22 protein-coding genes are annotated in these 20801 nt (G+C 69.5%); 13 read left to right on the top strand and 9 right to left on the bottom strand.

Annotation, left to right across the window (positions count from 1 at the left end):
* Together QHF89_RS47530 and QHF89_RS47535 are read right to left on the bottom strand one after the other, a co-directional pair.
* On the bottom strand, positions 1 to 207 hold a 207-nt coding region (locus QHF89_RS47530; RefSeq protein ID WP_284721904.1), incomplete at its 3' end, for a hypothetical protein.
* A 33-nt stretch (positions 208 to 240) separates the two neighbouring features.
* Positions 241 to 765 (bottom strand): hypothetical protein, encoded by a 525-nt coding sequence (locus QHF89_RS47535; RefSeq protein ID WP_136970198.1) that lies wholly within the window; start codon positions 763 to 765, stop codon positions 241 to 243.
* Between the two features lie 86 nt (positions 766 to 851).
* On the opposite strand from QHF89_RS47535, the gene QHF89_RS47540 reads away from it, so the two are divergent.
* From QHF89_RS47540 to QHF89_RS47560, 5 genes are all read left to right on the top strand, one after another.
* On the top strand, positions 852 to 2942 hold the full coding sequence (locus QHF89_RS47540) for a beta-galactosidase (protein ID WP_284721905.1): 2091 nt from the start codon (positions 852 to 854) through the stop codon (positions 2940 to 2942).
* A 55-nt stretch (positions 2943 to 2997) separates the two neighbouring features.
* On the top strand, positions 2998 to 4518 hold the full coding sequence (locus QHF89_RS47545; protein WP_136970197.1) for a vWA domain-containing protein: 1521 nt from the start codon (positions 2998 to 3000) through the stop codon (positions 4516 to 4518).
* Positions 4519 to 4575: 57 nt separating this feature from the next.
* The gene (locus QHF89_RS47550; RefSeq protein WP_136970196.1) at positions 4576 to 5550 is read left to right on the top strand and encodes a hypothetical protein; all 975 of its coding nucleotides are present in this window, start codon (positions 4576 to 4578) and stop codon (positions 5548 to 5550) included.
* A gap of 94 nt (positions 5551 to 5644) precedes the next feature.
* Entirely contained in the window at positions 5645 to 6730 is a 1086-nt protein-coding gene (locus QHF89_RS47555; protein ID WP_136970195.1) for an AI-2E family transporter, read from the top strand.
* Between the two features lie 115 nt (positions 6731 to 6845).
* Positions 6846 to 7532 carry an MgtC/SapB family protein gene (locus QHF89_RS47560; RefSeq protein WP_136970194.1) on the top strand — a complete coding sequence of 229 codons (687 nt, stop codon included), beginning with the start codon at positions 6846 to 6848 and terminating at the stop codon, positions 7530 to 7532.
* 21 nt (positions 7533 to 7553) lie between these two features.
* Here QHF89_RS47560 and QHF89_RS47565 read toward each other — a convergent pair whose 3' ends face one another.
* The 5 genes from QHF89_RS47565 to mrtC are packed head-to-tail and all read right to left on the bottom strand — an operon-like array spanning position 7554 to position 10900.
* Positions 7554 to 8567 carry an NAD-dependent epimerase/dehydratase family protein gene (locus tag QHF89_RS47565; RefSeq protein WP_136970193.1) on the bottom strand — a complete coding sequence of 338 codons (1014 nt, stop codon included), beginning with the start codon at positions 8565 to 8567 and terminating at the stop codon, positions 7554 to 7556.
* Positions 8564 to 8995, bottom strand: coding sequence for a hypothetical protein (locus QHF89_RS47570; protein ID WP_136970192.1), 432 nt, complete (start codon positions 8993 to 8995; stop codon positions 8564 to 8566). The genes QHF89_RS47565 and QHF89_RS47570 overlap by 4 nt, the downstream gene beginning before the upstream one ends.
* 19 nt (positions 8996 to 9014) lie before the next feature.
* Entirely contained in the window at positions 9015 to 9428 is a 414-nt protein-coding gene (locus QHF89_RS47575) for a DUF7793 family protein (RefSeq protein WP_136927308.1), read from the bottom strand.
* Positions 9429 to 9437: 9 nt separating this feature from the next.
* Complete coding sequence (locus tag QHF89_RS47580) at positions 9438 to 10103, bottom strand: HAD family hydrolase (RefSeq protein WP_136970191.1); 666 nt, start codon at positions 10101 to 10103, stop codon at positions 9438 to 9440.
* Positions 10100 to 10900, bottom strand: coding sequence for a myxosortase MrtC (gene mrtC / locus QHF89_RS47585; RefSeq protein WP_136927306.1), 801 nt, complete (start codon positions 10898 to 10900; stop codon positions 10100 to 10102). Before mrtC ends, QHF89_RS47580 begins: the two co-directional genes overlap by 4 nt.
* A gap of 113 nt (positions 10901 to 11013) precedes the next feature.
* On the opposite strand from mrtC, the gene QHF89_RS47590 reads away from it, so the two are divergent.
* On the top strand, positions 11014 to 12225 hold the full coding sequence (locus QHF89_RS47590; protein WP_136970190.1) for an extensin family protein: 1212 nt from the start codon (positions 11014 to 11016) through the stop codon (positions 12223 to 12225).
* 165 nt (positions 12226 to 12390) lie between these two features.
* Here the strand turns inward: QHF89_RS47590 and QHF89_RS47595 are convergent, their stop codons facing one another.
* Positions 12391 to 13359: a hypothetical protein gene (locus QHF89_RS47595; RefSeq protein WP_136970189.1), complete on the bottom strand. Its 969-nt coding sequence runs from the start codon at positions 13357 to 13359 to the stop codon at positions 12391 to 12393.
* Between the two features lie 47 nt (positions 13360 to 13406).
* Positions 13407 to 13919: a hypothetical protein gene (locus QHF89_RS47600; protein WP_136970188.1), complete on the bottom strand. Its 513-nt coding sequence runs from the start codon at positions 13917 to 13919 to the stop codon at positions 13407 to 13409.
* Between the two features lie 152 nt (positions 13920 to 14071).
* Between QHF89_RS47600 and QHF89_RS47605 the strand changes: the two genes are divergently transcribed.
* The 7 genes from QHF89_RS47605 to QHF89_RS47635 form a co-directional block, all read left to right on the top strand.
* Entirely contained in the window at positions 14072 to 14602 is a 531-nt protein-coding gene (locus QHF89_RS47605; RefSeq protein WP_136970187.1) for a hypothetical protein, read from the top strand.
* Positions 14599 to 14991, top strand: a complete 393-nt coding sequence (locus tag QHF89_RS47610) for a hypothetical protein (protein ID WP_284721906.1) — start codon at positions 14599 to 14601, stop codon at positions 14989 to 14991. Before QHF89_RS47605 ends, QHF89_RS47610 begins: the two co-directional genes overlap by 4 nt.
* A 171-nt stretch (positions 14992 to 15162) precedes the next feature.
* Positions 15163 to 16062, top strand: coding sequence for a serine/threonine-protein kinase (locus QHF89_RS47615; RefSeq protein WP_136970185.1), 900 nt, complete (start codon positions 15163 to 15165; stop codon positions 16060 to 16062).
* 41 nt (positions 16063 to 16103) lie between these two features.
* The gene (locus QHF89_RS47620) at positions 16104 to 17264 is read left to right on the top strand and encodes a serine/threonine-protein kinase (RefSeq protein ID WP_136970184.1); all 1161 of its coding nucleotides are present in this window, start codon (positions 16104 to 16106) and stop codon (positions 17262 to 17264) included.
* A gap of 61 nt (positions 17265 to 17325) precedes the next feature.
* Entirely contained in the window at positions 17326 to 18297 is a 972-nt protein-coding gene (locus tag QHF89_RS47625) for a hypothetical protein (protein WP_284721907.1), read from the top strand.
* 100 nt (positions 18298 to 18397) lie between these two features.
* Positions 18398 to 20506 carry an ATP-dependent helicase gene (locus tag QHF89_RS47630; protein ID WP_284721908.1) on the top strand — a complete coding sequence of 703 codons (2109 nt, stop codon included), beginning with the start codon at positions 18398 to 18400 and terminating at the stop codon, positions 20504 to 20506.
* Positions 20507 to 20578: 72 nt separating this feature from the next.
* The coding region (locus QHF89_RS47635) for a hypothetical protein (protein WP_284721909.1) at positions 20579 to 20801 on the top strand (223 nt) is incomplete at its 3' end.

Raw genomic sequence — 20801 nt, forward strand, 5'->3', positions numbered from 1 at the left:
GCCCGCGCCGCCGCCGCCGGAGGCGCCCACGCCGCCCGAGCCGCCGCCACCCGACGCGCCCGCGCCGCCGCCGCCGGAGGCGCCCACGCCTCCCGAGCCGCCCACGTTCGAGGAATCGGAGCTGGAAGAAGTCGAGCCGTCTCCGCCGCCGCAATGCAGGCAGAAGCCGCCGAGGACCAAGGAGAGAAGGAAGAAATGTCGACGCATATGACCTCCGCGAAGGAGGTCACATTCTCACGTTCAAGGCTCTTCCACCATGGGGAACACTTCCACGCTCAGCGACTTGAGCGCGACGGCGCCTTCCGGCGGCCTCGCCTCTTTGAATGCATTGAGCTGATCACGCGTCTCCCAGATGCTGATGGTCATTCCCTTCCCGGTCGCCGGATCCGTCACGAAATAACTTGCCTTGCATCCGGGCTGCTTGCGCATCCAGGCCCGGTGGGCCCGCGCCTTGTCCAGGTCGGCCTCGCCCGCCTTTTCGTGCGTCACCACCCGGCAGAGGCCTTTCGTGGGCACCGACGACGCCGACTTCTCGTTCGCCTTCCACAGATTCGCCGCGGCCCACAGCTTGCCGATCTGGAGAATGGGGTGCGCGCCCTCCACGCCGTAGTCCTCCGGCGTCACCACGCGGCCGCGCACCGAGAAGTAGCCGGTCCGCAGGCCGAACTCGTCGGTCACGGCGTACTGACCGCCCGCAGAGCTCACGTGGTAGATGCTGTCGTCGATCGTCACCTTGTTGCCGTCGACGTGGGTCTTGCTCGCCATGGGCGTACAGTACCAGAGCTCGGCGGCTCTTCCGCCTTTCGAAGCTCACGGGTTCGTCCCTTCTTTGCTACCCTGCGCCCGGCGTCATGACCGCACGTGAAGACAGGGCAGGGGGCGAGGGCTTCGGGCGTAGGGTGCGTCTCGTCCCCGGGGGCATCGAGATCGCCGGCGACGTCGTCCCGCTCCTCGCGGGCTCCGTCCACTACTGGCGCCTCGACCCGAACGAGTGGCGCGCGTGCCTCGAAGCCGTGAAGGCCATGGGCCTGCGCCTCGTCGACACCTACATCCCCTGGGCCGTCCACGAGGTCGCCCCCGGCAAACTCGAGCTCGGCGCCTCCGACCCGCAGCGCGACATCACCCGCTTCTGCCGCATCGCCGAGGAGCTCGGCCTCTACGTCATCGCCCGCCCCGGCCCGCACATCAACGCCGAGCTCACCTACTTCGGCTTGCCCGAGCGCATCGTGTGGGACCCGGCCTGCCAGGCGCGTTCGCCCGACCAGAACCCGGTGATGCTCCCCATGCTCCCGTTCGCGTTCCCGGTCCCGAGTTACGCGAGCGACGCCTTCCACGACGAGGCCGCGCGGTATTTCCAGGCCCTCGGCCCCGTCCTCACGCCGCTGCTCTACCCGAACGGGCCGATCGTCCTCTTCCAGATCGACAACGAGGGCGCCCTCTACTTCCGCGACGGCGCCTACGACCAGGACTACCACCCCGACGCGATCCGCCTCTACCGCGAGTTTCTCCGGGAGAAATACGGCACCATCGACGCCCTGCGCGCCTCCTACGGCACGCCCACGCCGGACGAGGGCGAGGTCCCGTCGAGCCGCCGCGGCGAGGTCACGCGCTTCTCCGCCATCGACCCTCCGCGCAAGCTCGACGCCGAGCGCCCGCGGGACCTCGCGCGCCACCTCGACTGGTCGGAGTTCCACGAGCACCTGCTCGCCACGGCGTTTCAGCGCCTCGGCCGCGCGCTCGTCGCCGCCGGCATGGACGGGCTGCCCACGACGCACAACCTCCCGCCGGGCCAGGACGCGACGCCCCTCAACGCCGCGCGCGTCACGAAGGTCGTCGACCTCGTCGGGCTCGACTACTACCACATGGCCGATCCCACGAGCCGCGTCATCATCGCGCGCCGCACGAGCGAGCTCGCCACGCGCTCGGAGGCCCTCTCCGTCCCCGCGTTCGCGTGCGAGATGGGCGCGGGCTTTCCGCCCTTCTTCCCGCCCCTCGACGAGCGCGACGGCGCCTTCACCGTGCTCTGCGCCCTCGCGTACGGCCTGCGTGGCTTCAACGTGTACATGGCCGTCGAGCGCGACCGCTGGATCGGCGCGCCCATCGATCGGCACGGCCGCGCGCGCCCGTACGCCGTCTTCTGGCGGAAGCTCTCGGCCGCCCTCGAACAGACGGGCTTCCACGAGCTGCGCCGAAAGACGCCCGTCCGGATCCTCATCCCTCGCACCGAGCGCAGGCTCGCGCGGGTCATGCATGCGTTTGGCCCGCTCTCCGGCGCGTTTTTCTCGATCGTCGGGGCCGGCGCGCGCGAGCGGTGCGTCGAGGACGATCTCGGGCTCGGCTATCCGCTCGCCATCGAGGCCGACAACTTCGCCCGCGCCTTCGAGCAGGCCCTCGAAGCGCGCGGCGTGCCCTTCGCCGTCGTCGGCGGCGAGGACCGCGACATCGCGCTCGGCGACGCGCGATGGCTCATCTGCGCGACCTCCGGCGCCTTGAAGCCCGAGCTCTTCGACCGCCTCGCCGAGGCCCGCGCGCGCGGCGCCCGCGTCACGATCGGCCCGCACGAACCTCGCTTCGACGGCGCCTTCCGTCCCCTTTCCGTCCCCTTCGACCTCGGCCGCCTCGGCGAGGACGGCCCGCTCACCGGCGACGTGCCCGCCGCGGCCGACGCGGCCGTCTCGAATGCGATCGGGTCGCTCGACCTCCCGGCGTACGCCTGCGACCCCGGCGGCATTTACGTCACCGTGCACGAGGACGCCGCGGGGGCGCCGCGCGTGCTCTTCGTCGTCAATCCTTCCGATCGGGACATCGTCGCGCGCGTGAGCGCGGGCGCGGTGGGCACGAAGGCGAGCGACCTCATCGACGATTCCACCTTCGAGGCGCGCGCGGGCACGCTCGAAGTGCGCATGAGGCCGCGCACGGTGCGGATGCTGGCATTGCGGTGATCGGGGAGGGCATATCCGTTGCTAGGCGCCCTCCACCTAGCTTCGGAGGTGCTTGATGAAGAACGTCGTTTTCGTCGGATCGGCCGCCCTCTCTCTGGTCGTCGCCGTCGGCCTCGCTGCGTGCGGCGAGTCGTACTCGGAGGGCCTCTCGGACTATCCGGGGTATGAGCAAAACCCGGGTGGAACGTCGGGCGGCGCGGTCCCGCCGCCGGCCCCGCCGTCTGTGCCTGCGGACGGGAATGACGCGGGCGCCGATGCCGCTGCACCTTTTGCGTGCGAGGGCCTCGACAAGGACAGCCCTGTCATCCTCTACCTCTCGGCGGACGATTCGAACTCGATGGGCTCGCCGGTCCAGATCCGCGAGCTCTTGAACAAGGGCATCGTCCCGCCGGCGAACCTCGTCCGCACGTACGAGTTCCTCAACTACTACCGCATCCAGTACCCCGCGCCGCCCGCCGGCGAGCTCTCGATCCTCCCGCACCTCGGCGAGACCGAGATCGCGGGCGAGCTCGACCTCCAGCTCGGCGTCCGCTCCTTCGACGCCATCAAGCCGCGCCGCCCCATGACGATCACGTTCGTCCTCGACACCTCCGGCTCCATGGGCGGCGAGCCCATCGAGCGCGAGCGCGCCACCGTCACGGCCATCGCGCAGAGCCTCGCCGAGGGCGACATCGTCAATGCGGTCACCTGGAACACGAGCAACAACATCGTTCTCTCCGGCCACAAGGTCACGGGGCCGAACGATCCCAAGGTCCTCGCGATGGCCGAATCCATCCAGGCCAGCGGCGGCACCGATCTTTCGAGTGGGCTCGCGACGGGTTATCAGCTCGCGAACCAGCATTACGGCACGGGCCGGCTGAACCGCGTGATCCTGATCAGCGACGGCGGCGCCAACGTCGGCGTCACGGACGAGGACCTCATCGGCCTGCAATCGAAGGACGCGGACAAGGAGGGCGTCTACCTCGTCGGCGTCGGCGCCGGCCCCGGCGAGAGCTACAACGATGCGCTCATGGATACCGTCACGGACAAAGGCCGCGGCGCCTACGTGTATCTCGACAACCCGGCCGAGGCGACGCGCATGTTCGTCGATCGATTCGACGAGACGATGGAGGTCGCGGCGCGCGGCGTGCAGGTCGAGATCACGCTGCCCTGGTACATGCGCATGTACAAGTTCTACGGCGAGGAGTACTCGACGAACCCCGAGGAAATCGAGCCGCAGCACCTCGCCCCGAGCGACGCGATGATCTTCAACCAGGTCGTCAAAGCGTGTGACCCCTCGGTCATCGATCCGAACGACAGCATCACCGTGGTCGCACGCTGGAAGACCCCGCTCACGTATCTCGACCGCGAGGTGAAGGTCACCATGACCCTGGCCGAGCTGCTCGCCGCCCCGAAGCCCCAGCTCGCCAAGGGCAAGGCCATCGTCGCGTATGCCGAGGCCCTCAAGAACCCGAACCCGGAGGCCCTCGCGAGCGCGCTCGCGCTCCTCCAGGCGGCGAAGGCTGGCGCCGCGGATCCGGAGCTCGACGAAATCGCCGGCCTCATCGCCAAGCACCCGGACTTCGTGAAGCCCTGACCCGGGCGGGACGAACGGCGGTATTGCTTCTCCGCCAAAGCTCCCCTAAAAGGGGCCGTGCGAACGATTGCGAAGATTGTCGGAGCCCTGCTCGCGTGGGGCTTCGTCTGGGCCGGCTGCAGCGACGATTCCCAGCCAACGACGACGGACGACCCGCTCGCCGGCCTCCCCAAGGCCTATGCCCGCGTCGAGTGCGGCCGCGTCTTCGCCTGCTGTGACGCCGCCGAGCGGGACGACGTGCTCCTCTTCGACCCGGCCCCCGCGACGCAGGCCGAATGCGAGGCCCGGTACGAGAGCTTCTTCGGCGCCGTCGCCGTCGACCTCCGCAAAAGCATCGAGGCCGGCCGCATCGTGTACGACGATGCCCGCGCCGATACGTGCTTCACGAAGGCCGAAGCCGCGACCTGCGCCGATTTCTTCGGCTCGAACTTCCTCGACGAGGACCCCGATTGCGAGGCGATGTTCCAGGGCACCGTCGCGCTCGGCGGCGGCTGCCTCGGCGACGACGAATGCAAGGACCCGGGCGCCTCGTGCGCGGGCGCCTCGGGCACGGAGCTCGGCACCTGCAAGGCCCCGCCCGGCGCGGGCGAGCCTTGCCAGGACGGCCTCTGCGGTCCGGGCCTCACGTGCAGGCTCGACGAGGGCATGCTGAAATGTGTCGCCCCCACGGCCGACGGCGCCGCGTGCGACCTCGACATCGATTGCCAGAGCGGCTATTGCGATTTCCAGACCGGCGTGTGCGCCGTGCCCGCGCCCGTCGGAGGCGCGTGTGCCGTGAACGCGGGCTGCGCGAGCGGGTATTGTGACGTCGCGGCCAGCACGTGCGCCGAGAAAAAGGCCGACGGCGCGGCGTGCGTGACGAGCGTCGAATGCGCGAGCGGCTTCTGCAGCGACGCGGCGGGCATGGGCGCTTGTGCGCCCACGAAGCCGGACGGCGCGACGTGTATGGTCTCCGCCGAATGCGCGAGCGGCTTCTGTGACGCCGGCGCGTGCAGCCCGAGCTCCGGCGCCCCTGTCTGCGACGGCCTCTGACCGGACGGGGGCCCGGTCCCCGGCCGGGCTGCCGTTTCGGTTGACGCCGGGCCTCTTTTATCTCACGTCTCCCCTTCAGCGAGGCGTGTTGCCCATGGAACGAGACCGCTGGCTCTCCGTTGTGCTGAGGACGGCGCTGCTCGTCCTCTTTGTCTGGATGATCCGGACGATCCTCGTCCCGATTGCCCTGGGCGGACTCTTCGCGCTCCTCCTGAGCCCCCTCGCCGAAAAGGTGAAGCCGCGGCTCGGCCGCGCCGAGCCCTTGACGCCGCTCCTCTTTACGTTCGGCACGATCATCCTCGTCGTGATCCCGTTCGCCTTCATCACGGTCGAGGCCATCCAGTCGATCAACGACTTCCTGGCCCGCGATTGGACGCCGACGATCCAGCGCTTCCAGTCGTTCCTGACGGAAGGCATCGACATTCGCGGCCGGAGCATCCACATCGGCGGCCCTCAGCTCCAGTTGGCCATCCAGAACATCGGCCAGCGCGCGGCGTCGTTTGCGGCCTCGTTCGTCGGCGGCATGGCCACGGCGCTGCCGGCGTTCATCCTGAGCCTCTTCCTGTTCGGCGTGTCGCTGTATTACTTCCTGCGCGACGGCGGCAAGCTCGTCCGCTGGATGTTCCGCCTCTCGCCGTTCCCGCCGAGCCAGACGCGCGAGCTCTTTGCCTCCGTCCGCGAGACGGTCAACGGCGCGATCCTCGGCATCCTCGCGACCGCCGTGGTGCAGGGCAGCCTGACGCTGCTCGCCCTGCACTTGTTCGGCGTGCCAAACGCGTTTTTGCTCGGCGTCCTCGCGGCGCTGCTCTCGTTCATCCCACTCGTCGGCACCACGCCGGTCACGGTGGGCGCGACGATCTACCTCTTCGTCACGAACCACGTCGGCGGCGCGATTGGAATGGGCATCTCGGCCGTGCTGATCGGCCTCTCCGACAACGTCGTGCGTCCGTGGGTGCAGAGCTCGTCGACCCGCATGCACCCGCTCATCGCGCTGCTCGGCATCTTCGGCGGCCTCGATCTCTTCGGTCCGGTCGGCGTCTTCCTCGGCCCCGTCATCGCGGCCATGGCCGTCTGGACCGTCGACACCTACGCGAAGCTACACCACGCGTCGCGCCGCGAGGCCACCACGCCGCCCGTGGACGCGAGCGTGCCTCCGCCGGAGAACCCGCCCGTGCCCTGAGGCTTGCGCGGCCGGTCCACGCGTGCACAATGGGGGCGGTTCGCAGTCATCCGCACCGGTCACGACGGCGCCAGCGCGTCTGGCGCGCCGGACCCATCGCCGGGGAGTCCAGGCCATGATCTCCCACGCTCAGATGATCACACGCATCGTCGTGGGTACGGCGCTCGGCGGCGTCATCGGATACGAGCGCGACCGGCACGGCAAGCGCGCGGGCCTCCGCACGCACCTCCTCGTCGCGACGGCCTCGTCCACGTTCATGGTCGTGTCCGCTCACTTCGTGTACTTCCAAGGGTATGCCGAGGGTCAGCTCGTCGAGGTGGACGGCTCACGTATTGCGGCGTCTGTGGTGTCGGGCATCGGCTTCTTGGCGGGCGGCGCCATTCTGCGGACCGGGCTGACGATTCAGGGGCTCACGACCGCAGCGGGCCTCTGGCTGGTGACCGCGATCGGTCTTTGTGCGGGCGCGGGCATGTTGTTCGAAGCGACCCTCGTGACCGCCATCGGGGTGGCGGTGCAGACGGTCGTGCGGCGGCTCGAAGGCAAAGGCAACCTGCTCGTCCGGAGGCGCGTCTCGGTGGTCCTCGCCGAGGACTCCAAGCAGCTCGACGACGTGGAGGCGTTGCTGAAGGAGCTCCGCGGCGTCGTGTTCAACATCGAATACGAGCGGCGCCTCGATGAAAAGCGGCGGATCACCATCGCCTTCGACGTGGGGTTTCCCCCGTCGCTCCGCGTGGGCGATCTGATCGAGCGGCTCGAACGGCTCAAGGATGTTCGGCGGGTGCAGGTCGAGAATACGCACTGACGCGCTCGGCGCGTCCGCGCGTCACAACCACCCCTGTTCCCGATAAAACCGCACCGCATCCGCGAGCGACTCGTCGAGCGGGCGCGACGTGTATCCGAGCTCTCGCGCCGCCCGCTCCGACGACATCCGCACCCGGAGCGTGCTCTGCAGGGCCATTTCGTGGCTCAGCAGAGGCGGCCGTCCCGTGATGCGCGCCGCGCTTTCCATCAAGAACGAGAGTCCCATCACCACCCGATCCGGCATCGTGAAGCGCGGCGCCTTTCCGCCGGCCGCCGCCGCGATCCGCGTGAGCAGCGCCCCCACGGAGAGCGCCTCGCCGCCGAGGATGTAATGCCGTCCCGCGCTGCCCCGCTCGGCGGCCGCGAGGTGCGCCGTCGCCACGTCGCGCACGTCGCACGTCGTCCGGATCCCGCTCGGCGCGGCGATCGTCGTGCCCTTCCGTGTCGCCAAAAAGAGCGGCAGCACATTCCGTTTCCAGTCCCCCGGACCGAACACCGCCACGGGGTGCGTGATCACCACGAAGAGCCCCTCGCGCCCCGCCCGCTCCACTTCCTGCTCCGCCAGCCATTTCGTGTGCGGATAGACCATCCGGAGCGCCGCGAAATTGTACAAGCTCGACTCGTCGACCGTGACGATCGCCTCGGTCGAGGGATACGGCTTTCCGATCGTCGAGCCCGTCGACGTGAACACGAATCGCGGGGCGCCCGCGCGCCGCGCCGCCGCGAGCATGTTCCGCGTGCCCGTGACGTTCGTCCGCTCGATCTCCGCCCATTGCGCGCGCCACATCCGCACGTCGGCCGCGACGTGGTAGACGACCGATACGCCGCGCATGGCCTCGGTCAGCGTCTCCACGTCGTCGAGGTCCCCCCGCACGATGTCGAGCTCGTTGCGCGGCAGGTCGCCGGGCAAATCGCCGCTCCGGGAGAGCGCGACCACGTGGTGGCCGGAGGCGAGGAGCTGCCGCGTGATTTCCCAGCCGAGGAAGCCCGTTCCGCCCGTCACGAATGCGGTTTTTCGCCGCGGGATTCCGTTCATAGGCGCCTCGCTCGCCGGGGCGGCCGCGCGTGGGCGATGTAGGCGCGCGCCTCCGCTTCGGTCGCGAAAAACAGGATTTGCATGTCGGGCTGCGACGACCCGAGGATCCGCGCCGCCCGCACGACCATTTCGGCGAAGATCCGGATCGTGAATTTCGCGCCGAAACAGACGTGGGTGATCGCGGTCGTATGGCTCGTCTCCTGGAGCACCCGCCGCGCTTCGATCGTCGCCCCGGTGACCGCGGAGAGGTCGCAGAGCACGAAGATATGGTCTTTCCCGGCGGAAAACGACACTTGATAGGCGACGAGCTCGCCGAGCGAAGGACCGTCGACCTTCCCCGAGAGGCGCATGCCGAAGAGGTTCGGCGCCTCGGTCCACGCGACTTGCTCCCCGAACTGTCGCCGCTGCCCCGGCGTCGGCCCAGCCATCGTCATTCCCCTCTGCGCCTCACGGGACGAGCTTGCGCAGGTCCTCGCGCCGCTCGCCGAGCCACGCCCGCGCCGCCGCCTCCGTTTCGAAGAACTCGAAGCGCATGGGCCGCTTCGAGAGCACGCGGACCGCGCTCAGCACCATCTTCGCCAGCGTCATCCCCGAAAAGTTCGCGCCGAACATGGCGATCGCGCTGGGCGCCTTCCGGCCGCGGCTCCACGTGACCATGGTCTTCCGGGCTTCGGGGGTGACCGTACCGATCTTGCGCGCGTCCAGGAGAATGAGCCGGTAGCCGTAGGTGGCTTCGATCGCGTCGCGCGCGCGCTGGACGCACAGCTCGACCTCCAGGTCGTAATGGCCGGCGAGCCGCACGACGAGCAGATCCTCCTCGTAGGTCAGGTCGAGATGCGCGGGGTTTTGGGGTGAATCCATGGGACGCCCTCACCACCTTTCGATGCGCCACCCGCGCTGCCGGGCGAGGCGCTCGAGCCTCGGATCGGGGTTCACGGCGATCGGCGCGGCCACCCGTTCGAGCAAAGGTACGTCGGTGACGCTGTCCGAATAAAACGTCGATTCTTCGAGGGCGAACCCGAGCCTCGTGGCGAGCGCCTCCGCGCGCCGGACCTTTCCCACGCCGAGGCAAAGCGGCCGCTCCGCCCGACCCGTGAAATGGCCACGCGCGTCGATTTCGAGCTCCGTCCCCACGACGTGCTCGATCTCCAACCGCTCGGCCAGCGGCCGCGCCGCGTACTTCGTCGCGCCCGTCACGATCGCGCAGACGTCGCCCGCCTCCTTGTGCCGCTTCACCGCGCGCCGCCCCGCGTCGGCGACGTGGCGCTCCACGTATTTGCCGAACCAGTCCTCGCAACGCGTGACGAGCGTGCTCTCGGGCGTGCCGGAGAGCGGCGCGAGCGCCTTCTCCGCGATGCCCTCCGCGTCGAGCAGCCCGAGCGTGTATTGCCCGACCCAGTAAAACGTCTTCAAAAGGTCGAACGTCGACGCCTCGCCGATGTCCCGCAGATACCGCACGTACAGGCTCGCGGTCTCCTTGCGCACGAGCGTGCGGTCCATGTCGAAGAGCGCCGCGCGGGGCTTCGACGCGCTCATCGCGAGAACCCGTAGCCGCGCTGGAGCGTCGCGGAGAAGATGTTGCAGAGCGCGTGGAACACGACGCCCGCGCCGACGCCGCCCGTCCGCGCGCGCAGCCAGCCGAAGACGAGCGAGGGGAAAAACACCGCGAGCCGGTCCACGCTCGGCACGGTCAAGAAATGCCCAATCGCGAAGATGGCTGACGAGACCAGCACGCCCGGGCCGAGATCGGCGCCGAACACGCGCCATCGGGGCGTCCACGCGGCGTCGAGCCGGGTCTGGAGGTATCCCCGGAAAAAGGCCTCCTCGGGGAGCGCCACGGCCAGGAAATGCCCGGAGATTTCGTTCCACGGCGACACGATGCCCCGGAGCACGAAGGGCATCTTCACGCGCCAGAAGAGTTTGAAGCCGATCCAGAACGGCGGAAAGATGATCGCCGCGAGGAGCAGCACCCAGAGCGAGGCCACGGCCGCGTCGCGCAGCAGGCGGCGCCGATCGAGCGGCAGCGGTTCGAGCAGGCCGCCGAGCGAGAGGCCGTGCGCGCGGATCACGTGCTCGTCCGCGCGGAGGACGAGCCACCACGTGACCGCGAGGAACGCGAGCCCGACGGCCGTCCCCGCGTGATCTTTGGGCGCGAGGTAGGAGAGCGCGGTCACGAGGATCGTCGTGGCGAGCGCGACGAGCAGCGGGCGGCGCGCGTTTGGCGCTTCGGGGGCGGGCGTGAGGGGCGCGGCGGGCGCGGGGCTCTCGGCGCCGAGGCCCGGGGCGGGCGGCGGCTCGGGCGTTTCGAAGGGGGCGGGAGGATCCGGGAGCACGCGCGGGCGAGGATAGCCTCGTCTGGCCGGCGGCGCGAGCCCGTGGTCGTGGGGTGGTCCGGGAAGATCTTCGATTTTCTGGCCTTCCCGGGGACGGCGGGTAGAGTCGGTTCGTGGTGCTCGGTTCGCTTCTCCGCTCCCTGGCCCCGTCCTGCCTCGCGGCGCTCACGTTCGGCGCGGGCATGCTCTGCGCCCGCCCGGCGAGCGCGCTCTCACCGTTCCTGGTGACGCCCGACGCCTCGGTGGTCGAGGCGAGCCCGGCGTATCGATACGCGAACATGACGGACGACGAGGCGTTCGCCGAGCTCGATCGCCGCAGCCTGCCGTATGTACGCGTCGAACCCGTGCCCGGCGTTCGCGCGCCGATCCGGCTCACGGGCCGGCTGCATGGCGTATCGATTCATTCGGCGCTGCCGGAGGAGCAGCGTCCGACGTCGGTGTTCGAGATCCTCGACGCACGTCTGGCCCTCTCGCTCGACGATTTCACGGCGGTGCTCGAACGTCACGAGATCGACGAGCTCGTCCACTACACGATGTACCGGCCGAACGTGCCGCGCGAGATCCCCGCGCCCGTGGCGGTGAAGAAGGAAACGGCGAAGAAGGAAGCGCCCAAGAAGGAAGCGGCGAAGAAAGAGGCGACCAAGAAGGAAACGCCGAAAGCGGAGGCGTCGAAAGCGGAGGCGCCGAAGACGAACGCGAAGTTGCCGGCGGGGAATGCGGCGAAGGCGCCGGACCTCGGCAAGGGCGCGCTCGGGACCAAGCCTGCCCACGAGGGCGCGGCGAAGGGCACGAAACACAAGGCGCCGGCCGCGGTCCAGGCCAAGCCGCGCGAGGTGGTGACGGCGAGCGACAAGCCGAAATCCGCACCGCGGCACGCCCCGAAGGCCGCTCCGCACCACGCGCCGGGGAAGGCCGAGGCGAAAGCCGAGGCGAAGGCGGCGCCGGGGAAGGCGGACGTGCAGGCAACACCGGCGAAGACCGAGGCGCACGCGGCGCCGGCGAAGACCGTGCCGCACCCGCGCTGGGCCCCGCCGGGCACGCGTCATCCCGCGGGGCTCGCGATCGACGTCGGCCGATTGCGCAAGAAGGACGGGACCTGGATCAGCGTCCTCGACCATTTCCACGGCAAGATCGGCGAAAAGACCTGCGGCGAGGGCGCGCGCAAGCCCGAGCAGCCCATCGCGCAGGAGCTTCGCGCGATCGTGTGCGAATCCCAGGACGCGGGCATTTTTACGTATGTGCTCTCGCCGAATTACAACACCGACCACGCCGACCATTTCCACATGGAGATCAAGCCCGGCGTGCGGTGGTTCCTCGTGCACTGACGGGCGCTAGAGCGCCGACCCGTTCGGCGCTCTGCGAGATCGCGCAGCGAGCTCGCCTCGGGGGGTGAATCGGCCGGGCTTCGCCTGGCCGAGAGGGGGACGCGAGGCGTCCCCCTCGGGACAAAAGAGCTAGAACATCGAGCGGTTGTCAAACCGATCGATGTTCTAGCGGCAGCCTGTCGGGATCTTCGCGCCGGGGATGCTCTTCGTCCAGGCGCAGAGGATCATCGAACGGATGTAATCGTCGCTCGGGATCACGCGTCGGACGCCGATCGACGTGGACGCGTCGCCGACGGAGACGCCCTGGCTCTGCTCCAGCGAGGCGAGGAACGCGCGCGTCGCGGCCTCGTGGCGGCCGGGGACGTGATGGTGGTAGACGCCGCCTTCCTTGGGCGGCTTCACACCGGCGGGCGGCGCCGGAATGCCCGCGGGCCAGGGCAAAGGCGGCTTTCGCGCGTGGGAGAAGTCCCAAAGCATGATCTCGATGGTCTCGGGCTCCCAGGGCGTCGCGCCCGGCGCGTCGAAGTTCGCGAGGCGCTGATACACCCGGACGAACACGGCCGGCGCCTCGCCCGTCCCCGCGGCGGTGGCCTTCCCATTCCGCCCGAGGCCCTCGACGGAAGCGTATTTCCATTGCGAGCCCTGGCGAAGCGCGATGCCTACCGTCGGTTGATCCGTCGCTGCCGTGACCGAAATCTGCGGTGGCAATGCCATGAAATCGGCCGTCGCGAGCTCCTCGACGAGTTTCTTCGCCGCCTCCGCGCCCACGTTCACGGTGAGCGCCTCGGCCTTCTTTTCAACGAGTTTGTGATACACGACGAGCCCGTCCTCGTACACGACGATCGTGGGCACGTCCGAGCCGAGGACCATGAGCCAGGGATTCCTCTCGCGCAGCACGGCCAGCGGCTTGTGGTCGAGCTTGGCGAGTCCCTCGAATTCGACGAGCGGCGAAGCGGGCCCGAGCGGCTCGGCTTTGCGGGGAGCTTCGTTCGAGGTCGACGTCGGCGCGGCCGAAACCGATTGGGTCAGAACGGCAGACGGCGCGCGCTCGGTCGGGGACGTGGCGTCGCGGCACCCGCAGGCCAGAGAGAGCAGCGCAAGGAGCGCCGTGGCGCGGCGAGGGGGGAGGGGCATGCCTTTTCTATCTACCGTCGCGGCCGGCGGGTTCGCAAGGGGGAGGTTTATGGTTGCAGCAGCACCCCGTGTTCGAGGTCGATGGGCAGCTTGAGGGTGCCGGCGACGACCAGCTCGACGGGGGGGAGCGGGCCGTCCGAGAGGCGCGCGAACGGGAGATCGACCTGGAACATGAGCGAAGCGAACCCGACCGACACGAAAGGCGCGAGGTGCGCGCCGACGAATGCGGCCCGGTCCTTCGTCGCGCTCTCGAACGTGGTCCCGACCTCGGCGCCGAAGATCGTCGTATTGATCTGCGGGCCGAACGAGACCCGCAAGCGCTCGAAGCCCACCGTGCTCGCCTGAACGAAGCCCCCGTACCCGAGCCCCTTGCCGGACGGGCTCGCGTAATGCACGAACGTGGCCTCCCCGCCGAGGAGCCCCAGCACGGGCTGCTCGGGGCCGAACACGACGCCGCCCATCGGCCCGACCGTGAAGACGTTCCAGCCATCGGCGCGGCTCGGGGTCGTGGAGACGAGCAGCGCGACGGCGGTGGCGAGCGGGGGGACTCTACGGCGCATGAACCGGAGAGCGTGGCGGGAACAGCAGCGGTCTGTCAATCGGATCCGCGCTTCGTGGGGACGAATACGTCGCGGCTCTTCGCGTTTTTCCTCGTGTCCGTGGGCAAACCGGTTTCTTGACGACCCCGGAAACGCCGGCGTAGAACGCGCCGGTGCCCTCCCTGTCCCACGAAGCGATCGTCGAGCTGTTCCGCAACCGCCCGGTGCTTGCGGCGGAGATCTTGCGTGAGGCGTTCGACGTGGCGCTGCCGAGCTTCACCGAAGCGCGCATCGAATCCGCGGAGCTCGGCGACGTGATGCCTCGGGAACTCCGCGCCGACCTGCTCGTGCTGCTCCTCGATGGAAAACCCGTCCTCGCGATCATCGTCGAGGCGCAGCTCCACCCTCCCAAGCAGGACAAGTCCTTCGCGTGGCCTGCTTATCTGGTCGGCGCACGCGCGCGCTACAAGTGCCCCGCGTGTCTTCTCCTCGTCACGCCCGACCCTGCGCTCGCGACGCGCCTCGCAGAGCCGATCGTGCTCGGCCCTGGCCAGGCCGTGATCACGCCGTTTGTCTTGGGACCCGCGGGCGTTCGGTCGTGGCGGACGTCGCGGAGGCGCAGAGAAGGCCGGAACTCGCGGTTCTGTCGGCGATGGCGCACGGGCGGACGGAGACGGCGTTCGAGGTGGCCGTCGCTGCAATGACCGCGAGCGCGGGGATCGAGGACGCGGCGACCCGTGCGCTCTACATGGATCTCGTGCTATTGTCGTTGAACGCGGCCACACGAAGCGCCCTGGAGGCTGTCATGAGCATCAAAAACTACGAGTACCAGAGCGAATTCGCGCGCACCTACTTTCAGCAGGGGCTCGAGCAGGGGCGCGTCGAGGGGCGCGTCGAGGGGCGCTTGGAAGGTGAGCTGCGGCCGCTCGTGCGTCAGTTCGAGCGACTCCTCGCGCGGGGCTTGTCCGACGCCGAGCGGGCTCGGCTCACCGAACGCGTCCGTGCGCAGGGCGCCGAGCGCGTCGGTGACCTGGTGCTCGATCTCTCCGCCCAAGACCTCGCTACCTGGCTCGCCGCGACGAACGGGCACTGAGGTTCGTCGCAAAGCCCTCCACTGGATCGACGTGCAGCCTGCGCCTGCAGCGACCTGAACATCCGTTATCCCATTACGATTTTTCGTCCTTTCTACGCAACTGTCGACCCCTTCCTGTCGACATGATCGCGTGGGGGTCATGCTCGGACGAACCCCCGGGAGGACGAACTCATGCTCATCGACGTCGCAGCGCTTTCGACCGATCCGCTCGTGGGGACCCGTTATCGTGTCGTTCGTTTGATCGGCGGCGGTTTGTCCGCCGACGTGTACGAGGCCACCGGGCCTTCCGGCGAGCTTCATGCCATCAAGGTGCTCCGGCACGAGATGCGGGACTCGCAGGAGGCCGCCGCGCGCCTCCTCCAGGAGGGGCGCCTGCTCGCCTCGCTCCGCCACCCGAACCTCGTCCCCCTGCGCGAGATGGGAATGACCCGGGACGGCCGTCCTTTCCTCGCCATGCCCCTCCTCCCCGGCGAGACGCTCCGCGAGACCCGGCTCCGCCAGGGCGCCCTCGCGCCTGCATTCGCCGCCTCCCTCGTCGCCGGCGCGCTCGATGGATTGCACGCCGCCCATCGGCACGGCGTCGTGCATCGCGACGTCAAACCGGGGAACATCTTCCTCGTCGCCGCGAATGCCGGACCCCCGCGCCCCGCGATGCTCGATTTCGGCATTGCCAAGGTCTCCGGCGCCGCGGCCCGCCACACCACGGACCCCCAATTCATCCTCGGCACGCCTCGCTACATCGCCCCCGAGCAGATCCTCGACGGGCGCGTCGACGCCCGCACCGACGTGTATTCCATGGGCATCGTCCTTTTCGAATGCATCGCCGCGCGTGGCCCGTTCGACCTCCTCGCCGGATCCGATCTCCTCACCGTCATGCGCGCCCACCTCGGCCTCGCCCCGCGTCGCCTCGACGACGTCGCGAACGTCCCGCGCGCCTTCGCCTGCGTCGTCGCGCGCGCCCTCGAAAAGAAACCCGCGCGCCGGTATCCCACGGCGGCCGCCTTCGCCGCTGCGATCCGCGGCGCCGTCGCGCCCGAGGCGTTCTCCGGGGCCGAGCGGAGGGCGTCGTGACAACCGCTGCGTTTTGCACAGACCTTCCCGAACGGTCCACCATGCCCGGCGAGGACACCGTCGAGAGCCATCGCGCCCCCTCCACCGAGGCCCTCGAGCGCTCCGCGGCCCTTCGCCGCGGCGAGCGCGCGCCCGGCACCCCGTGGATTGTCGTTCGCCCCCTCGGAAAGGGCGGCGTCGGCGAGGTCTTCGAGGTCGAGCACGTCCTGCTCGGGCGCCGCGCCGCCTTGAAAGTCCTCCTCCCCGCGAACGCCGAGCGCCACGGGCTCGCCGAGCGGATCGCCGACGAGGGGCGGATCCTCGCACGCGTACGTCATGACAACCTCGTCGAGGTCCTCGACCTCGGCCTGCTCTCGGACGATGGCCGCCCCTACCTCGTCCTCGAGCTCCTCGAAGGCCGTGATCTCCGGGCCGAGCTTGGCCGCATCGGCGTTCTTTCCGTGCCGACCACGCTCGCCATTGCGTCGCAGATCCTCCGCGGCCTCGGCGCGCTCCACCGCGCGGGTTTCGTGCACCGCGACATCAAGCTCGAAAACCTTTTCCTTTGCGACGACGGCAGCGCCAAGATCCTCGACCTCGGCGCCGCCGAGCCCGCCGCGGGCGGTGAGGGACCGGGCGCGCGGGGCGCCTCGCTCGGGACGCCGCGCACGATGGCGCCCGAGCAATTCGCGGGGAAACCCGTCGATGGGCGCGCCGATCTGTATGCCCTCGGCCTCGTCCTGTACGCGCTCGTCGCCGGTCGCGGCCCCTTCGACGACATCAAAGGCATCGACGCGCTCCGATTCGCGCACCTCGACCGGACCCCCGCGCCGCCGTCGCGATTCGCCCCGCAGCCGATCCCCGCGGCGCTCGACGCCTGGATCCTCCGCGCCCTCGAAAAAGACCCCGACGACCGCTTCGCCTCGGCCGAGGCCATGGCCGCCGAGATCCCCGCGCTCGTCGCGCCCCTCTACGACCCCGCCGCGCGCGCCGCCGACGTCACCACGCCGTCGGTCGTCCACGTGGACGTCTCCCGCCCCGCGTCCCCGAGCGCCGCCGCGCCCCCGCGGGATCCAAGGGGCGGGGAAGCCACGCGCTGCATGGTCGTGTCCGCCCTGGCCATCGCTTCGCTCGCCGCCGGGCTCGCCGCGGGCAGGCTCCTCGGAGCCCCCTCTTCGTTCGGCGGTGTCGTGAACGATCCGATCGCGTCGCGATCGGTGTAAGGTCTTCGTGCACGCCTCCGTTTCCACCGGCGAACGGCGCGAGCCGTGGGGAGTAACGACGATGGACCTCATTCGACGTGGGTTTTTGGCTGTTTCGTTAGCGACGTTGTTTTCCTCCGCCATCGGCTGCGGCGGGGGCTCCTACACGGGCGGTGGCGCAAAGCCGCCGGCAGAGGCGGGGGGCGTCGAGGTCCAGACGACGGCCGCGAGGGAGGCTCCCGGGCAGTTCGGCAATGATTCTGCCGGCTTCCCCGCCGCGGACGAGGCTGCGCCCGCCGCGCCTCCGCTCCCGGCCGTGCAGGGCACCGCGACGCGCCCCTCCGGCGTGTTCGAGGCCGAGAAGAAGGCCGAGGTGATGCAGCCCGAGCCCACGAACCGGCCCGGCCTCGGCACCGAGTGGGGCGAGACGCGCTCGTCGTCGATCACGACCGTGGCGTTCCAGCGCGCCGAACCCACGAGCCCGTTCTCGATGGCGAGCCTGTTCTACAACGACGAGGAAGGCGCGCGCGCCATGGCGAACGCCGCCGGCTTCCGTCGCACCTCGGGCGGCGTCACCCCCGTCGCGGGCGGCGCGCTGCTCGTCGGCCTGCGCGACGAGAACGGCGCGTTCCTGAACGGGTTCGTCGCGAGCGACAAGAACTACATCGTCGGCGAGGCGAGCCGCCGCTACACGATCGTCATCCGCAACCGCACGCCGAACCGGATCGAGTGCGTCGTGTCCGTCGACGGCCTCGACGTCATCGACGGCCGCGCCGCGGGCTTCTCGAAGCGCGGCTACCTCGTGCAGCCGCACGGCGAGCTCGAGATCGACGGCTTCCGCCAGAGCGTCGACGCCGTCGCCGCCTTCCGCTTCGGCTCGGTGCGCGGCGCGTACGCGACCAAGAAATCCGGCGGCGACTCGCGCAACGTCGGCGTCATCGGCTTCGCCTTCTTCCACGAGCGCGGGACGAATCCGTTCCCCTGGACGAACGACGAAGTCAACAAGCGCCACGACGCGAATCCGTTCCCCGGCCAGTTCGCCACACCGCCGTGATCTGGACACCCTGATCTGGAATCCGGCCTGATCCTGGGCCCTGACGCACCGCGAGAATTTCCGACTACCCAACCCGCCGCGGCCGCGCTACCCCCCGGCCGTGGCGATCGATCTCAACCCCTCTCAGAAGCAGGCGGTCGAGCACGATCTCGGGCCGATGCTCGTGCTCGCCGGGGCAGGCTCGGGCAAGACGCGCGTCGTCACCGAGCGTATCGGGCGGCTGCTCGGCAAGGGCGTCCCCGCGACCAGCATCCTCGCGATGACCTTCACGAACAAGGCCGCCGCCGAGATGCACGAGCGCGTCGCGAAGCTCGTCGGCCCGAAGGTCGCGAAGGACCTCAAGGTCTGCACCTTCCACCGCTTCGGCCTCGACACGCTCGGCCAGGAGACGCGCGCGCTCGGCTTCCGCGGCTCGAAGTTCGCCATCCTCGATCAGGCGGACCAGACGAGCGCGATCCGCGAGATCCTGCGCGAGCTGCGCACCACGAAGAACTACGACATCGGCGCGATCCTTGCGCGCATCTCGGCCGCGAAGAACGACTTCATCACGCCCGAGGAGTGGCTGGAGAAGCAACGCAAGAGCCGCGGCGTGGACGAGTACGACGAGATCAGCATGCTCGTCTACCCGAAGTACCTCGCCGCGCTGCGCACCTTCCAGGCGTTCGACTTCGACGACCTCATCTGCGAGCTCGTCCGCCTCTGGAGGAAGCGCGCCGACGTGCTCCAGAAGTACCAGATGCGCTACCGGTACCTGATCGTCGACGAGTACCAGGACACGAACCACGCGCAGCTCGAGCTCGTGCTCCAGCTCGCGGGCGCGCACCGCAACGTGGTGGTCGTCGGCGACGACGATCAGTCGATCTACGCGTGGCGCGGCGCCGACGTGAAGAACATCCTCTCGTTCGAGGACCATTTTCCGGGCGCGAAGGTCGTCAAGCTCGAGCACAACTATCGCTCGAAGAAGCCGATCCTCGACGTAGCGAACGCGATCCTCGCGCGGCAGGGGGGCAAAAGGCACCGCAAGGTCCTCGTGCCCACGCAGGGCGACGGGCCCATCGTGCAGGTCGTCGTCTGCGCCGATCCCGAGGTCGAGGCGAGCTTCGTCGCGAGCGAGTCGCAACAGCTCATCGAGAAGCACGGCGTGCGCCCCAAGGACATCGCGGTGCTCTACCGCTCGAACCTCCAGGCGCAGCCGATCGAGCAGGCCTTGAAGGAGCGGGGCATTCCGCTCCGCATGATCGGCGGCCAGCAGTTCTTCGAGCGCAAAGAGGTCAAGGACCTCATCGCGTACCTCAAGGTCGTGCTCTCGCCCGACGACGAGATGTCCCTGCGGCGCGTCGTGAACTATCCGGCGCGAGGCATTGGCGAGGTCGCATTCCACAAGATCACGGCGCATGCGACCGCGCAGGACATGAGCCTGTGGGCCGTGGTGCAGCGCGCGCACGCCGTGCGGGAGCTGCCGCCGGGGGCGCTCGAGGGGTGCCGGCAGTTCGTGCGGATCGTCGAGGGCGGGCGTCTCGCGTTCGAGCAAAAGCTGCCGAGCGCGGAGATCGCGGCGAAGCTCTGCGAGGCGATCGGCCTCAAAGCCGACATCACGGCGGCCTCGGCGAACCCGCAGGTCGCGGCGCGTCGCTGGGGCAACGTCGAGGGCCTGCTCAAGGTCTTCGCGCGGCGTGACGAGGCGGGCAAGGGCGATCGGGAGCATTTCGCCGAGTTTTTGCGCCTGCTCGCGTTGCGCATGGACGAGCAGGACGAAGAGGCGACGGACCGCGTCACGCTCACCACGATGCACGGCTCGAAGGGTTTGGAGTTCCCGTACGTCTTCTTGATCGGCGTCGAGGAGGGCTTTTGCCCGCATTCTCGCACGACGACCGAGCGCGCGACCGATTTCGTGCCCGGCGACCAGGACGGGGCGGTGAGCCTGGAAGAGGAGCGGCGCCTTTTCTACGTGGGCGTGACGCGCGCCCGGGAAAAACTCCACCTGTCGCGCTGCATGGCGCGCGGGCAGCGCGGCAAGCTCGTGCCGCGCACGCCGAGCCGATTCTTGCTGGAGCTTCCGAAGGAGCTCTACGAGGAGCGCGAGGAGACGGCGCCGATCGCGCCGGGCATCGAGAAGACGAAGGCCGGCGCCGCGAACCTCCTGGCGGCGCTGCAGGCGCTGCCGCCGGGCGAGCTGCCGATGATCCCGCGGGCGCGCCCGCGGTTTTGAAAGACGAACCTCCCCCAATTCCCTTTTCGCCGCGCCGCCCCGGGTGTAAGACCATTCCGGGAGGTCTTCGTCATGAAGTATGGCGCGATTTTTCTTGCACTTCTCGGGCTCGTCGCAATGGCCGAGGGCTGCGGCGACGACGGCGGGTCGGCCAATACCGGCGGCAACGCGGGATCGGGCGCTGGCGCGGCCGGGGGCGCGGGCGGCACCGGCGGCGCGGGCGGCGACGGGGGATTGGGCGGCGCAGGCGGCGCGGGCGGAGGGCAAGGCGGCGGGGGCGGCGCGAGCGTCTTTT

It is taken from the genome of Polyangium sorediatum (genome assembly GCF_029946465.1).
Taxonomy (GTDB): domain Bacteria; phylum Myxococcota_A; class Polyangia; order Polyangiales; family Polyangiaceae; genus Polyangium; species Polyangium fumosum.

Excerpts from the sequence above, each read along its gene's own strand:
- QHF89_RS47535 (WP_136970198.1), bottom strand. The coding sequence starts at position 765 with ATGGCGAGCAAGACCCACGTCGACGGCAACAAGGTGACGATCGACGAC.
- QHF89_RS47540 (WP_284721905.1), top strand. The coding sequence starts at position 852 with ATGACCGCACGTGAAGACAGGGCAGGGGGCGAGGGCTTCGGGCGTAGG.
- QHF89_RS47545 (WP_136970197.1), top strand. The coding sequence starts at position 2,998 with ATGAAGAACGTCGTTTTCGTCGGATCGGCCGCCCTCTCTCTGGTCGTC.
- QHF89_RS47555 (WP_136970195.1), top strand. The coding sequence starts at position 5,645 with ATGGAACGAGACCGCTGGCTCTCCGTTGTGCTGAGGACGGCGCTGCTC.
- QHF89_RS47560 (WP_136970194.1), top strand. The coding sequence starts at position 6,846 with ATGATCTCCCACGCTCAGATGATCACACGCATCGTCGTGGGTACGGCG.
- QHF89_RS47565 (WP_136970193.1), bottom strand. The coding sequence starts at position 8,567 with ATGAACGGAATCCCGCGGCGAAAAACCGCATTCGTGACGGGCGGAACG.
- QHF89_RS47570 (WP_136970192.1), bottom strand. The coding sequence starts at position 8,995 with ATGGCTGGGCCGACGCCGGGGCAGCGGCGACAGTTCGGGGAGCAAGTC.
- QHF89_RS47575 (WP_136927308.1), bottom strand. The coding sequence starts at position 9,428 with ATGGATTCACCCCAAAACCCCGCGCATCTCGACCTGACCTACGAGGAG.
- QHF89_RS47580 (WP_136970191.1), bottom strand. The coding sequence starts at position 10,103 with ATGAGCGCGTCGAAGCCCCGCGCGGCGCTCTTCGACATGGACCGCACG.
- QHF89_RS47595 (WP_136970189.1), bottom strand. The coding sequence starts at position 13,359 with ATGCCCCTCCCCCCTCGCCGCGCCACGGCGCTCCTTGCGCTGCTCTCT.
- QHF89_RS47600 (WP_136970188.1), bottom strand. The coding sequence starts at position 13,919 with ATGCGCCGTAGAGTCCCCCCGCTCGCCACCGCCGTCGCGCTGCTCGTC.
- QHF89_RS47610 (WP_284721906.1), top strand. The coding sequence starts at position 14,599 with ATGACCGCGAGCGCGGGGATCGAGGACGCGGCGACCCGTGCGCTCTAC.
- QHF89_RS47615 (WP_136970185.1), top strand. The coding sequence starts at position 15,163 with ATGCTCATCGACGTCGCAGCGCTTTCGACCGATCCGCTCGTGGGGACC.
- QHF89_RS47620 (WP_136970184.1), top strand. The coding sequence starts at position 16,104 with ATGCCCGGCGAGGACACCGTCGAGAGCCATCGCGCCCCCTCCACCGAG.
- QHF89_RS47625 (WP_284721907.1), top strand. The coding sequence starts at position 17,326 with ATGGACCTCATTCGACGTGGGTTTTTGGCTGTTTCGTTAGCGACGTTG.